At 51.0% G+C, this 13,095-nt stretch carries 10 protein-coding genes; 6 read left to right on the top strand and 4 right to left on the bottom strand.

Annotated features, from left to right (window positions below):
- Positions 1–276 precede the first annotated feature (276 nt).
- The 3 genes from lpxC (at position 277) to recN (ending at position 4,289) form a co-directional block, all read left to right on the top strand.
- Positions 277–1,236 carry a UDP-3-O-acyl-N-acetylglucosamine deacetylase gene (gene lpxC, locus AYK67_RS10275; protein ID WP_082735749.1) on the top strand — a complete coding sequence of 320 codons (960 nt, stop codon included), beginning with the start codon at positions 277–279 and terminating at the stop codon, positions 1,234–1,236.
- Positions 1,237–1,607: 371 nt separating this feature from the next.
- The gene (locus AYK67_RS10270; RefSeq protein WP_068085929.1) at positions 1,608–2,456 is read left to right on the top strand and encodes an outer membrane protein assembly factor BamD; all 849 of its coding nucleotides are present in this window, start codon (positions 1,608–1,610) and stop codon (positions 2,454–2,456) included.
- Positions 2,457–2,618: 162 nt separating this feature from the next.
- Positions 2,619–4,289, top strand: a complete 1,671-nt coding sequence (gene recN / locus AYK67_RS10265; protein WP_068085927.1) for a DNA repair protein RecN — start codon at positions 2,619–2,621, stop codon at positions 4,287–4,289.
- A 263-nt stretch (positions 4,290–4,552) separates the two neighbouring features.
- Here the strand turns inward: recN and AYK67_RS10260 are convergent, their stop codons facing one another.
- From AYK67_RS10260 to AYK67_RS10250, 3 genes are all read right to left on the bottom strand, one after another.
- Positions 4,553–4,768, bottom strand: a complete 216-nt coding sequence (locus AYK67_RS10260) for a hypothetical protein (RefSeq protein ID WP_244266909.1) — start codon at positions 4,766–4,768, stop codon at positions 4,553–4,555.
- A 307-nt stretch (positions 4,769–5,075) separates the two neighbouring features.
- Positions 5,076–5,711 (bottom strand): LysE family translocator, encoded by a 636-nt coding sequence (locus tag AYK67_RS10255; RefSeq protein ID WP_068085925.1) that lies wholly within the window; start codon positions 5,709–5,711, stop codon positions 5,076–5,078.
- Between the two features lie 16 nt (positions 5,712–5,727).
- Positions 5,728–6,366: a LysE family translocator gene (locus tag AYK67_RS10250; RefSeq protein ID WP_068085922.1), complete on the bottom strand. Its 639-nt coding sequence runs from the start codon at positions 6,364–6,366 to the stop codon at positions 5,728–5,730.
- 235 nt (positions 6,367–6,601) lie between these two features.
- Here AYK67_RS10250 and ligA point away from each other — a divergent pair, with 235 nt between their 5' ends.
- From ligA to AYK67_RS10235, 3 genes are all read left to right on the top strand, one after another.
- Positions 6,602–8,767, top strand: a complete 2,166-nt coding sequence (gene ligA / locus AYK67_RS10245) for an NAD-dependent DNA ligase LigA (RefSeq protein ID WP_244266908.1) — start codon at positions 6,602–6,604, stop codon at positions 8,765–8,767.
- Between the two features lie 256 nt (positions 8,768–9,023).
- Complete coding sequence (locus AYK67_RS10240) at positions 9,024–11,417, top strand: ATP-dependent helicase (protein ID WP_156453133.1); 2,394 nt, start codon at positions 9,024–9,026, stop codon at positions 11,415–11,417.
- 145 nt (positions 11,418–11,562) lie between these two features.
- Complete coding sequence (locus AYK67_RS10235; RefSeq protein ID WP_068085918.1) at positions 11,563–12,465, top strand: 50S ribosomal protein L11 methyltransferase; 903 nt, start codon at positions 11,563–11,565, stop codon at positions 12,463–12,465.
- A 347-nt stretch (positions 12,466–12,812) separates the two neighbouring features.
- On the opposite strand, the gene AYK67_RS10230 is transcribed toward AYK67_RS10235, so the two are convergent.
- Positions 12,813–13,031, bottom strand: coding sequence for a hypothetical protein (locus AYK67_RS10230; protein ID WP_068085917.1), 219 nt, complete (start codon positions 13,029–13,031; stop codon positions 12,813–12,815).
- Positions 13,032–13,095 lie beyond the last annotated feature (64 nt).

The raw sequence follows: 13,095 nt of genomic DNA, 5'->3' as shown, positions 1-13,095 counted from the left end.
AGCAGTTCAGTTACTGGACTGCTGCCATGCCTTGTTTTTGAGCTCAGGCTTGGCTTTTGAAGCTCGAGCATGGGAGCTGACAGAATTGCCTATTTATAATATTTTAGAGAAAATTATCTCGTAATTTAATCACGTTACAAAACGTAATAAAGCTTTATTTTTATTTTCGAACTCCAGCAGTTATTGTCCCTACAAAACAACAGGGTGGTTTGATTTGCACGTGCATTTCTGTGCTGTAACCACCATTTAGGCATCAAAATACAAGGCTGGATAATCATGACTATGCGTGTCGAAAAACAGACGACGCTCTTTGATAGTGTAACCCTTACAGGTATCGGGGTGCATTCCGGTGGACCAGCCTCCTTAACTTTACATCCAGCAGATGCGAATAGTGGCATTGTATTCCAACGTACCAATGGGGCTAAAGTTGTCGAGACCCGGGCTGACTGGCAATCGGTGAGCGCGACTTCGCTCTGTACTGTTCTGGGGGATCCAAAAGGTGCCGGTGTTTCTACCGTAGAGCATTTAATGGCAGCTCTGCGTGGTATGGGCGTTGATAATGTTACCGTAGAAATTGATGGTCCTGAAACACCTATAATGGATGGTTCTTCCATTGCGTTTGTTGAAGCAATTGACCGTGTTGGGCTTAAGGAATTGTCAGTTCAACGCCGGTTTATTAAAATCAAACGCAGTGTTCGGGTTGTACAAGGTGATCAGTGGTGTGAGTTGAACCCTTTTAATGGTCAACGGTTTAATATTACTATTGATTTTGCCAGTTCCTTGATCGGCCGTCAGGCGTTGGTATTTGATTTGAATGCTGAGACTTTCCGTCGAGAGCTGGCGCGAGCACGCACATTCGGTTCGGTTCAAGACGTTGAAAAACTTTGGAAAATGGGATTTGCAATGGGGTCTTCCCTTGAAAATTCTGTTGCCCTTGATGGTGACCGGGTTTTGAACCCTGAAGGAACGCGTTGGCCAGACGAGTTTGTGCGTCATAAAGCGCTGGATGCGGTGGGAGATCTTGCTTTGGCTGGGTTGCCTATTTGGGGTGAGTATCGCTCTTATAAAGGTGGGCATCGCATGAACCATGCAGTTCTTGTGGAGCTGTTCAAGACACCGGAAGCTTTTGAAATAATTGAAGCGCAAGGTGTGAAAGAGGTTGCCCGCAGCGAAAAAGGCCATGCCGATTTGATTGGTGGATGGCAAGCGGCAGCTTTTGCGCCTGAAGTCTCCTAGGTTTAAAGATTTCGCTTTTAGCTCAATAGGCCCCGCTGGGGCCTGTTTTGGTTTCGCACTTCTTTTTCAATTTCGTAATGGTGATCGCATTTGCGTGAAGACACCGAGGTGTTTTACTTCGAGTTTTCTTATAGTTTATGAAATGGCCAGACTGCTTGGGCTCGATTTTAAAAATGCAAATGAGCTGTAGATTGTAAGTATCTGCCTATTATAATCGTGTTTGCCTAGAATTTGACATAATGATTCAGCATTTGCAGTAAACAAGCGTGACCTACACGGTTTTATGCTTTAAAAGCATGATGTTTCATTGTGGGGGAACCCCGAATCCTGTTGGGGATTAAGGAGAGGAATTGGTGCTGGAGAATAAACCTATGCGCTTTACATTTAATACGTACTCATTTCGCCGGTTGGTTTCAGTAGCGCTAATTACAACTTCGGTGGGGCTTGCTGGTTGCGCATCTAACAAAAGCGAAGAAGAATTTGTTATGGACGATACACCGCCACAACAAATGTTTAACGAAGCTTTGGCGTTACGTGCTGCTGGTAAACTGAGCAAGTCCGAGAAAAAGTTCAGTGAGCTGGACCGCCTGTATCCTTACTCCGAGTTCGCGCGTAAGTCGCTAATAAATATTGCTTATTTGAATTTTACAATGGGTAAATACCCTGAAACCATTGCTGCTTCCAAGCGATTTGTTGCTTTGTATCCAGGGCATAAAGATACTGCTTATGCTTACTTTTTGATTGGGGAATCCTATTTCCGTGAAATACCGGATGTTGGACGTGACCAAAAGGCGACAGGCGAAGCGCTGGATGCGATGAAAGAGGTTGTCGAGCGTTTTCCTGATTCAGAATATGCAGAACAGGCGCGTAAGCGCATTCGGATGGCAGAGGACCAGCTTGCCGGTAAAGAAATGGAAGTTGGGCGTTACTATCTAACGAAACGCAATTATTTGGCAGCGATTAACCGCTTTAAGGTGGTTGTGAGCAACTACCAAACAACGCGCCATGTGGAAGAAGCTTTGTTCCGGTTAGTTGAGAGCTATTACGCGCTTGGTGTGTTGCCTGAGGCGCAAACTGCTGCTGCTGTTTTGGGGCATAACTTCCCGCAGAGTGATTGGTATAAAGAAGCCTACAGCCTTTTGAAAAAGGGTGGTTATTCGCCCGAAGAGAATAAGGGTAGCTGGATTTCCAGAAGCTTTATGGATTTGAAGCTGCTTTAGTCTGTAAAGCTATCGTTTAAGACTTAATAATTGCGAATTTGGACCTTGTTTGTTCTGGGTAAAGCGCTCCGCTAGTTGTGCGGGGCGCTTTTTCCAGTTAATGACAGATATTATCTGTTGGCTGCGCTTTGTTTAAAGCAATACACCGAGGTGCTACAGGGTATGTTATCCGCTTTATCTATTCGAGACATTGTTTTGATTGACAAGCTGGATTTGGCATTCAGCGATGGCATGACTGTTTTAACTGGTGAAACCGGCGCCGGTAAATCTATTTTGCTGGATTCATTGTCTTTGGCGCTTGGAGGGCGCGGTGACGCTTCGCTTGTGCGTCATGGAGAAGAGCGCGGTCAAGTGACAGCGGTTTTTGATGTACCTATGGACCATGCAGCACGTAAAGTTTTGCAAGACAATGAGCTGGAAGCTGATAGCGACATCATTTTGCGTCGGGTACAGGCGGAAGATGGCAGAACGCGTGCATATATTAATGATGCGCCGGTGAGTGCCAGTGTTTTACGCCAAGTTGGGAATTGTCTGGTGGAAGTGCACGGCCAGCACGCGGACAGGGCCTTGGTGGATGTGGAAAGCCACCGCCAGCTAATAGATAGCTTTGGCGGGCTGGAACACGATTTGTCTGAAGTCGGCTTTCATTACCGTCAATTTCATAAAGCTGAAAAAGAGTTGCGTGCCCACGAGAAGAGGTTGGAAGCGGCGCGACAAGAGGCGGATTACTTACGATCGAGTGTGGATGAGCTAACAGCGCTTGACCCGCAAGTCGATGAGGAGCAGGAGCTTGCCTTACGTCGTCAGGACATGATGCAGGTAGAAAAGATTGCCGGTGATTTGCGCGAGGCCTTTGACACTTTGGATGGTCATGCCTCGCCTATTCCAGAGCTTGCAAGCCTAATGCGCCGACTTGAGCGCAAGGTAGAGCAAGCACCCACGTTTTTAACCGGTGTTGTGGACCAGCTTGGCGGGGCTTTGGACCAGCTGGAAGAAGCACGCGGTGGTTTGGAGCTGGCGCTACGGGCGACAGAATTTGACCGTGGTGAGCTGGAGCAAGTGGAAGAGCGGTTGTTTGCGCTACGTGCAGCATCGCGCAAGTATTCACTCCCCGTGGATGAGCTGGCAGTGCTGCGTGACAATATGGCGGCAGATTTGGCAGATGTGGATGCCGGTGAAGACAAGTTGCAGGCTTTAGCCCAGAAGGTGGAAGAAGCGCGTGCTGCCTATGATGTGCGGGCGACGTCGCTCTCTTTAAAGCGTGGCAATGCAGCGCGGGCACTGGAGGAAGCAGTACAAAGCGAGTTGCCTGCTTTGAAGCTGGAGCGTGCGCGATTGATTATTGAGCAGGAAAGTGATTTGGAACAGCGCAGTGCTGACGGCATTGATAAAGTTGAATTCCATGCTCAAACCAACCCGGGCACACGGCCTGGGCCGCTTTTGAAAGTGGCATCGGGCGGTGAGCTTTCGCGGTTTTTGCTGGCTTTGAAGGTTTCTCTGGCAGATAAAGGTTCGGCACCAACGCTGGTCTTTGACGAGATTGATAGCGGTGTGGGCGGGGCTGTCGCTGAAGCAATTGGTATGCGTTTGGCTCGCCTTGCGCAACGCGTGCAAGTTTTAACTGTGACACATGCACCGCAAGTGGCAGCGCGGTCTGACGGGCATTTTCTTATTCAAAAGGCCGAGACAGATATGGGTACGGTGGCAACTGGGGTTCGCGAGATTTTAGAGGCGGACCGGCGCGAAGAAATCGCGCGGATGCTGGCGGGGGCTACAATAACAGAAGAAGCACGTGCTGCTGCTGACCGCTTGATGGAAGCGCCGTTAGTTTAGGTGAGCCGGAAACATTTTGCCATTTGCTAAATAGCCGCATTAAGCTTTGTAGGCTTGTGGCGTGATAGCCGATTAGTAAGGGCTATACAGTCGTAGTGGCAGAGTGCGCCGACAAAAATGACAAAACCCCTGCTTCTTGATTGTGCCTTTAGCAGGTTCAAGGGAAGCAAGGGCTTTTGAGTTGGAATAAGATATCGGGGAAAATAATCTTGTTTCCAAATATCGCTTTTTACAGCAATCTTGATATTTCTTAGGGCCGCAAATTATAGAATGCTGAGTTTGCTGCCTTGTGCTTGTAGTGTTTTGCGGTCGTAGCCAACAGCTTTCAGCTCTTCGTCAGACAGCTTCAAGAGGTAATGGTTAACCATGAGCTGTGTTTCTTTTTGACGGGCTTCTACGAGGCGATCAAACAAGCGAGCAAAAAAGCCTTTTTGTGCTGGTGCAAAGTCGAATTCGGTTGTCATTGCTGATAGGATCATTTTTCTAATTCCTTGTTTTACTTTATTCTTTTGTCGTTCCTAGCGGTTGTTGCTGCAGCGTTTCCGTTTCGACAAGGAGGTTATGCGCCCGTTTGCTGTGTTTAAAAAGAGCTAAGAAATCGTAGCTGCTATGCATTAAGTGCATGAGTTAGGGGGTAATTAAATTATATATTTAAAATCAATGGTATGTGTAGATTAAATGATTTTTTAAATCGATTTAAAATCACGTTCTGCTGTTTAAAACTAGGAAATAAGGTGAAAGTGACTCATATTTTTGCATGGCTATAAGGATATCTGGGCTTTTTGCTTACGCTGAAATGAGTAGCCACAGGCCAAGTGCAATAAAAATCAGAGCCGAGACGAACTGGATTCGGCCAATAATCTGTGGTGATTTGGTGAGGGTTGATTTGATTGAGCCGGCAATGAGGGCGTAGGTGCTATCGGTTGAAAAGCCAATGACGCAAAAAACGGCTGCAAGTAAAAATGACTGTGCTGTTGCTTGTTGGGTGCTGGTAATGAACTGAGGCAGGAAAGCTGCAAAGAAGATTGTTGTTTTGGGGTTGAGAAGTGCAACAATAAAGCCGTCACGAAAGATTTTGCCAAGAGATGACTGGTTTGGTGTTGGTAAATTGACTGTCGCGGACTTTGCCTTGCGCAGTGCTGTAAGGCCCAGATAGACCATATAGAGCGCACCCAAAAACTTTATGGTGGTAAAGGCTGGCGGATACAAGGCGAACAGGGCGGCAAGACCCAGTATTGCCAGAGCGGCATTGGCGATGTTGCCAATGGCAACGCCAAGGGCTGTCAGCATGCCGAATGTGCGGCCATGGGCGAGTGAGCCGCTGGAGATGTAAATGACAGCGGGACCGGGTGTGAGGCACAAGGTTAAAACGGCGGCCATAAAAGTGAGCATGGCTGTGGTGGGCGGCAATAAATCCAGCATTATTACTCTCAAGTTATTACTTTGAAGTATTGGATAGGGCTAAACGCAAGCAAAGCATAATGTAGATTGCGGCGAGAGAATGGTTGAGAATATTGTTTAGCTTTTGTTGTCCTTTGAGCTTTTTTGTCAGTTGATCGCCCATAAATATGAGAGGTGGTTCGACAAAAGCGGCGGTAATGATGACCAAAAAGCCGTGTACTGCCATTTGCAGTGCATAGGGGCCTTGGGTGGGTTCGATAAATTGCGGTAGAAAGGCCAAAAAGAAAAGTGCCACTTTAGGGTTAAGAAGATTGACCAGAATGCCGTGTCTGTAAATGGTGGCTAGACTGTGTTTGGAAACTTGCAAATCTTGCTGTGGGTCCGCGCCAGCGCGTATGGCTTTGATGGCCAGCCAAAGTAGGTAGAAAACGCCCAGCCACTTAACTAGCTGGAATGCGGCGGCGGAAGCGGCCAGAATGGCGGATACGCCCAGTACTGCCAATAATACGTGGCAGAGCGCCCCGCTCCAGATTCCCAGCATGGCAATAATACCTGCGGTGCGCCCGCTTTTGAGCGTGTGACCCATGATAAAGGCCATATCAGGGCCGGGGGAGAGGTTAAGCAAAAAAGCGGCTGTTAAAAAAGCAAGCCAGTGGGCACTGTCGTAAATGAGCATTGTTTATCCGTTGGAGTTTAATTGAATTACTTGTTGCTTATGGTGTTGTTGTGCGCAGACTAAAACAGAAAGGGCGAAAACTGAAGGCGTGATGTACTTTCTGTTTCTATTGATTTTTGGGAAGGTTCGGGGCGGGATACTTGCTTTTCACAGGAGCAGCGATTAGGCCAAGGGCGAATGATATTTATAGAGCTTTGAACTCTGCCTTTAAAGGTGAATGATAGCGAGGGTGCCTGTGGTTGTTGATGGATCGAGCAAAGATGTTTTGGCGCTAACACAAGACGAAGCCGCACAAGAGCTGGCCATTTTGGCCGTAGAAATTGCCAAGCATGATGACGCATACCACGGCAAAGATGCACCTCTGATTTCTGATGGTGAATATGATGCGCTACGCCAGCGTAACCAAGCCATTGAGGCGCGGTTCCCTGCATTGGTGCGTGCTGACAGCCCCTCGAACCGCGTGGGGGCAGATGTTGCTGAAGGTTTTGGCAAGATTAGCCACGTGGTGCCAATGCTTTCGCTCGATAATGCGTTTAGCGATGGCGATGTACAGGATTTCCTTGGCAAAGTGCGGCGGTTTTTAAAGTATGATCCGCTGATGGGCGCTCTATGGGTGAGTGCGGAGCCGAAAATTGACGGGCTTTCGCTTTCGCTGCGCTATGAGCACGGGCGGCTGGTTTCGGCGGCGACACGCGGTGATGGCGCGGTGGGTGAGAATGTAACCGAGAATGCCCGCACCATTAGCGATATTCCACAGCAGTTGCCAGCGGGTGTGCCAGATGTGGTGGAGGTGCGCGGCGAGGTTTACATGAGTCATGCGGACTTTGAATCCCTGAATGCGCGTATGGTGGCTAATGGCGGCAAGGCCTTTGCCAACCCGCGCAATGCGGCGGCGGGCTCGCTACGGCAATTAAATGCCGAGATTACCAAGACACGTCCATTGAAATTCTTCGCTTATGCGTGGGGTGAGATGAGCGAAATGCCCGCCAGCACGCAAATGGAGATGGTGGCCTGCTTTGGCGCGTGGGGATTTAAGATCAACCCGTTGATGGCGCGTTTTGACAGCGCCGAGGGGTTGATTGCCATGTATCGGCGCATTGAGGAAGATCGCGCGGGGCTTGGCTATGATATTGATGGGGTGGTTTACAAGATTGACAGTCTTGAGCTGCAAAAGCGATTGGGCTTTGTTTCGCGCTCGCCGCGCTGGGCGATTGCACATAAGTTTGCCGCCGAGAAAGCCTTTACCACACTGAATGCCATTGAAATTCAAGTGGGGCGCACGGGCGCGTTAACGCCGGTGGCCAAGCTGGAGCCGATTACGGTGGGCGGTGTGGTGGTTTCTAACGCTACCTTGCACAACGAGGATTACATCAAGGGCATTGGGCAGGATGGTGAGCCGTTGCGCGGGGGCAAGGATATCCGCGTTGGTGATACGGTGATTGTGCAGCGGGCGGGGGATGTTATTCCGCAGATTGTTGATGTGGATCTGGAGCGTCGTCCGGCGGATGCGGTTGCCTTTGAGTTCCCGCAGTCTTGCCCGGCGTGCGGCTCGCATGCGGTGCGCGAAGAAAGCGGCGTGAAGGGCAAGGTGGATGCGGTGCGCCGTTGTACGGGCGGTTTGATTTGTCCGGCGCAGGCGGTGGAGAAGCTGAAGCACTTTGTTTCGCGTAATGCCTTTGACATTGAGGGGATGGGCGAGAAGCAGGTAAGCGCATTCTTCGAGCTGGGGCTTGACGAGGGCGGTATCCGCACACCGGCGGACATTTTCACATTGCGCGAGCGGGATAGTAAATCACTGGTGAAGCTGCGCAGCCGTGAAGGCTGGGGGGCGGTTTCGGCGCGCAATCTGTTTGATGCTATTGATACGCGGCGGGTGATTGATCTTAACCGGTTTATCTTCGCGCTGGGCATGCGCCATGTGGGCGAGGGTAACGCCAAGCTGCTGGCGCGGGCCTATGGCACGTGGGAAGCCTTTTATAGCGCCATGCGAGCGGCCAGTGATAGCCAAAGCGAGGCATGGCGCGAGCTCAAGGATATTGACGGCATTGGCGTGATCGTGGCGCAGGCCTTGGTGGAATTCTTTAGTGAAGCGCATAATATTGAGGCGCTGGAGGCCTTAACGGCGCAAGTGCGGCCAAAGGAAATGGTGGTGGCGGACGCCAGCGGTTCTCCGGTTGCTGGCAAGACGCTGGTATTTACCGGCTCGCTGGAGCGGATGAGCCGTGATGAGGCCAAGGCGCGAGCGGAAGAGTTGGGGGCGAAAGTTTCTGGCTCGGTTTCCAAGAAGACATCGCTGGTGATTGCAGGGCCGAAGGCGGGTTCCAAGCTGAAAAAGGCGAGTGAGCTGGGCATTGAGGTGATTTCCGAGGATGACTGGTTTGCGCTGGTGGAGGGGCATTAAGCGCTTTTCGCAGGCAGGCTGATGTTTTTTGGATGGGAGGGGGCGGAACTGCCCCCTTTTACAGGTTGGTTGAAATGAACTCCCCAAGGGACAACAGGGATAAATCTGTTGTTTTGCTATTCAGTACTTGCCTGCGTTGCTATATTGTTCTGCGAAACTTCAAGATTGGCGCAGGTTGAACTGACGCGCCTATGACAAGATGGCTGTGATTATGACGCAAGACACCGGAAGAAACTTGGGCGCAAACCTGCAAGGTATGCAGGAAGAAGAGGCGAGCCTTGCGGCCCCCCAGCCCAAGGCCGGTGGTATTGCGGCGCGGGCCATGGCAGGGCGTGCGCCAAACGCGCCCTATTTACACGGCCTCAACGGCGAGCAGCGCCAAGCGGTGGAAGCCCTGGACGGACCGGTGTTGGTGCTGGCGGGGGCGGGTACCGGTAAAACCCGCGTACTGACCACGCGCATTGCACATATTATTGCCAGCGGGCGGGCTACGCCCGGTCAGATTTTGGCGGTGACCTTTACCAATAAAGCAGCACGGGAGATGAAGGAGCGGGTTGGCTCTTTCCTTGGTGGCGGTGTGGAAGGCATGGCTTGGCTGGGCACGTTTCACGCGATTTGCGTGAAGATTTTACGCCGCCATGCTGAACTGGTCGGGCTGAAATCCTCGTTCTCGATTTTAGATACAGATGACCAGTTGCGGCTGATTAAGCAGATTATCAAGGCGGAAGGGCTGGATGAAAAACGCTGGACAGCACGGGCCTTCGCCGGTTTGATGGACAGCTGGAAAAACCGCGCCATTACGCCCGATAAAGTGCCAATGGGCGAGGCGCAGGGGTTTGCTAGTGGCCATTCCAAGCAGCTCTATAAAATCTATCAGGAGCGGTTGGCCATATTAAACGCCTGTGATTTTGGTGATTTGCTACTGCACTGTATTACCATTTTTAAGAATAACCCGGATGTTTTGAAGAGTTTCCAGCATCGGTTCCGCTATATGCTGGTGGACGAATATCAAGATACCAATGTAGCGCAATATTTGTGGCTGCGGTTGCTGGCACAGGGCAACAACAATGTGTGTTGTGTGGGAGATGATGACCAGTCGATTTATGGCTGGCGCGGGGCCGAAGTGGACAATATTTTGCGCTTTGAGCACGATTTTCCTGGGGCCTTGGTGATCCGCCTTGAACGCAATTACCGCTCTACCAGCCATATTCTCACCGCTGCCTCGCACCTGATTGCCCATAACCAGGGTCGGCTTGGTAAAACCCTGTTTACGGACCAGATGGACCCTGAGGCGGAGCTGGTTTCGGTTGCATCCTCATGGGATTCGCAGGAAGAGGCGCGATCTATTGGGGATGAAATCGAGGCGCTGCAAGCCAATGGCCACATGCTTAACGAGATGGCGATTTTGGTGCGTGCTTCCTACCAGATGCGCGAGTTTGAAGACCGGTTTATCACGTTGGGCCTGAATTACCGCGTTATTGGCGGACCACGCTTTTACGAGCGCATGGAAATTCGCGATGCGCTGGCTTATTTCCGCTGCATTGTTCAGCCCGCCGATGATTTGGCATTCGAGCGCATTGTGAATACGCCCAAGCGCGGGTTGGGTGAGGCCACGTTAAGGGTGGTGCATGAATATGCCCGTGCCCAGCAAATTCCTTTAATGGAAGCGGCGAGTATTTTAATTCAGACCGAAGAATTGCGCCCCAAGGCACGTAATACGTTGTTTTCGCTGTTACAGCAGTTTGATCGTTGGCGCGAACAGCTTGAGGTTTTAAGCCACACAGAATTGGCTGAAATGGTGCTGGATGAAAGCGGCTATACGGAGATGTGGCGCAAAGACCGCTCTGCCGAAGCGCCGGGGCGGCTTGATAACTTGAAAGAACTTATCCGCTCAATGGAAGAGTTCGAGAGCATGGCCGGTTTCTTGGAGCATATTTCGCTGGTCATGGACCGTGACGGCGGGGCGGGCGAGGATGCCGTTTCGATTATGACCTTGCACTCTGCCAAGGGTTTGGAATTTGACACTGTCTTTTTGCCGGGCTGGGAAGAAGGGGTTTTTCCCAACCAGCGGGCATTGGACGAGACCGGACTTTCGGGCCTTGAGGAGGAGCGGCGGCTGGCCTATGTGGGGGTGACCCGAGGGCGGTTGCGGGTGAAAATATGGTTTGCTTGTAACCGGCGTATTCATGGCTCATGGCAAAGCTCTATTCCTTCCCGCTTTTTAGAGGAACTGCCTAGCGAATGCGTAGAGGTTGTGGAGCAAAACTCTAATTACGGCGGCTATAACTCGGTTTCCGGCGGGGGATATGGTGCTTCGCGTTTTGACCAACGTGACCCTTTTCAAAATTCTTATGCAACACCGGGCTGGCAACGGGCACAACGTACACAGAATTCTGGCGCGGCATATGGGCGCAAACACGGCGGGACACAAAGCCGACGGGCACAGCGGGCAGGCCCGAAAACGATTGAGGGTGAGCTGGTTGCCAAGTCTGTTGGCGAGGTTGCTTCCAGTTTTACCGAGGGTGAGCGGGTCTTTCATAATAAGTTCGGTTATGGGCATATTGCCAGTATTGAAGGCAACAAGCTGACAGTGGACTTTGACAAGGCAGGCCGAAAGAAAGTGCTGGATAGTTTTGTCGAGAGGCCTTAGGGCTGTTGGCGGTTCGGATCACGCTGCTTTTTTACTGGTGGGCGGTGTGGGATCGCTGTATAGCTTGCGCAAGATAACAAAAACATGACGTATGCTGCACTCGGCGATACATCGTGATAAGCCTTTATGGGCAATGGAGAATTTTATGGCGACCATTCGGGTTCGTGTACCGGCACTTGAGGCCGAGGCGAAGGATGTATCTAACAAGCTTGAGTTTTTGTTTGAGCTGGAAGGATATCCGGTTGCTGTTTTTGAAGCATCGGAAGACGGTAAAATCTGGATTTCCGAGATTTTGGTGCTTGATAGTGATGTGGCCAGTGCGCGGGCGTTGGTGAATGAACGCGCGGGGCATTTGTTTGCTGATGGCGTGTTGCCCGAAGAAGCTGAGGTGGAAGAGCTGCCCGAGATTAACTGGGTGGCCAAATCGCTTGAGGGGCTGAAGCCAGTACGTGCCGGGCGGATTGTGGTGCATGGGGCGCATGACCGGGATGCGGTGCATAGCCATGAAATCGGTATCGAGATTGAAGCGGCGCAGGCATTCGGCACCGGCCACCATGGTACTACCGAGGGCTGTTTGCTGGAATTGGCGCGGCTGTTGAAACGCAATCGTTTCGAGCGTATTTTGGATTTAGGGACTGGCACGGGTGTGTTGGCGATTGCGCTGGCTAAAATGACCCGTCAGGAGATTTTGGCAACCGATATCGATCCAATTGCAACGGAAGCGGCGATTGATAACGCCAAGAAAAACGGTGTGGCTCCTTTGTTCAAGGCCTTTACAGCTGCTGGTGTGGATGATCGCCGTTTTGCTGCCTATGGCCCTTTTGATTTAGCGGTTGCCAATATTCTGGCCAAACCTTTGGAGCAGATGTCGGCAAAGTTTTGTGCGCAAATGGATGACCGCTCGGTACTGGTGCTTTCCGGCTTGCGGGTAGAGCATGGGCCACGGATTATTTCGGCCTATGCGCAGCACGGTTTCCGGCTTGTGCGTTCTAGCGAAATTGATGGCTGGTTGACCTTGACCCTAGTGCGCGGAGCCTGGCAGCCGTAAGGTGCGGTGCAAAAGTTAAAAAACAGCCTGCGTGAGGGAACTTACGTGGGCTTTTTTGTGCGCAAGAGGTTGATTGTGGCGAGAGTGGTTTTACGTGATCTGTCGGCTAAAGGGCTGAAAATAAGAAAGCCTCTGCTTAGGCTGCCATGGTGAAGTGGGAGGAATTCACCGGCGCCTATTGCAGAGGCTCTTATTGGTAAGACGTTTCCTGTGGGAGGGCAGGCTACGTCTTGGTGCCAGTTCCGTGGGAGGGCGGTTCTGGCTATTCAAAGGGCTCAACTAGGGAGGAAATTAGAGCCCTTATGAAACTGGATGCCTGCTCTTAACAGGCATGGCGCTGCTTTAACTTAGTAAGCAGCTGGTGCTGAACGGCGAGCTAAAAGCTCTTTGCGGTCGTAACCTGCAGCGTTCAGTTCTTCATCGGTCAAACGCAAAAGGTAGTGATTTACCTGACGCTGTACACTTTCTTGACGTGCGGCAATGATGCAATCAAATGCGCGGCGCAGGAAAGATGGTTTGCGGTCTTTGATCTGGCCGAAGTCTGTAACAGTAGCAGTCATAGTCATGACTTAACTCCTTGATATTAATGCTTCATTTCTGTTTTGTTTGTTTCGGCGCTTCGTTTGCGTC

It is taken from the genome of Polycladidibacter stylochi (assembly GCF_001562055.1).
GTDB classification, from domain to species: domain Bacteria; phylum Pseudomonadota; class Alphaproteobacteria; order Rhizobiales; family Stappiaceae; genus Pseudovibrio; species Pseudovibrio stylochi.
Note: the sequence above shows the minus strand (reverse complement) of the source record. Positions and strands in the feature narration are given on the sequence as shown.

Excerpts from the sequence above, each read along its gene's own strand:
- AYK67_RS10255 (WP_068085925.1), bottom strand. The coding sequence starts at position 5,711 with ATGCTGGATTTATTGCCGCCCACCACAGCCATGCTCACTTTTATGGCC.
- AYK67_RS10230 (WP_068085917.1), bottom strand. The coding sequence starts at position 13,031 with ATGACTATGACTGCTACTGTTACAGACTTCGGCCAGATCAAAGACCGC.
- recN (WP_068085927.1), top strand. The coding sequence starts at position 2,619 with ATGTTATCCGCTTTATCTATTCGAGACATTGTTTTGATTGACAAGCTG.
- AYK67_RS10270 (WP_068085929.1), top strand. The coding sequence starts at position 1,608 with ATGCGCTTTACATTTAATACGTACTCATTTCGCCGGTTGGTTTCAGTA.
- AYK67_RS10235 (WP_068085918.1), top strand. The coding sequence starts at position 11,563 with ATGGCGACCATTCGGGTTCGTGTACCGGCACTTGAGGCCGAGGCGAAG.
- AYK67_RS10250 (WP_068085922.1), bottom strand. The coding sequence starts at position 6,366 with ATGCTCATTTACGACAGTGCCCACTGGCTTGCTTTTTTAACAGCCGCT.
- lpxC (WP_082735749.1), top strand. The coding sequence starts at position 277 with ATGACTATGCGTGTCGAAAAACAGACGACGCTCTTTGATAGTGTAACC.
- AYK67_RS10260 (WP_244266909.1), bottom strand. The coding sequence starts at position 4,768 with ATGATCCTATCAGCAATGACAACCGAATTCGACTTTGCACCAGCACAA.
- AYK67_RS10240 (WP_156453133.1), top strand. The coding sequence starts at position 9,024 with ATGCAGGAAGAAGAGGCGAGCCTTGCGGCCCCCCAGCCCAAGGCCGGT.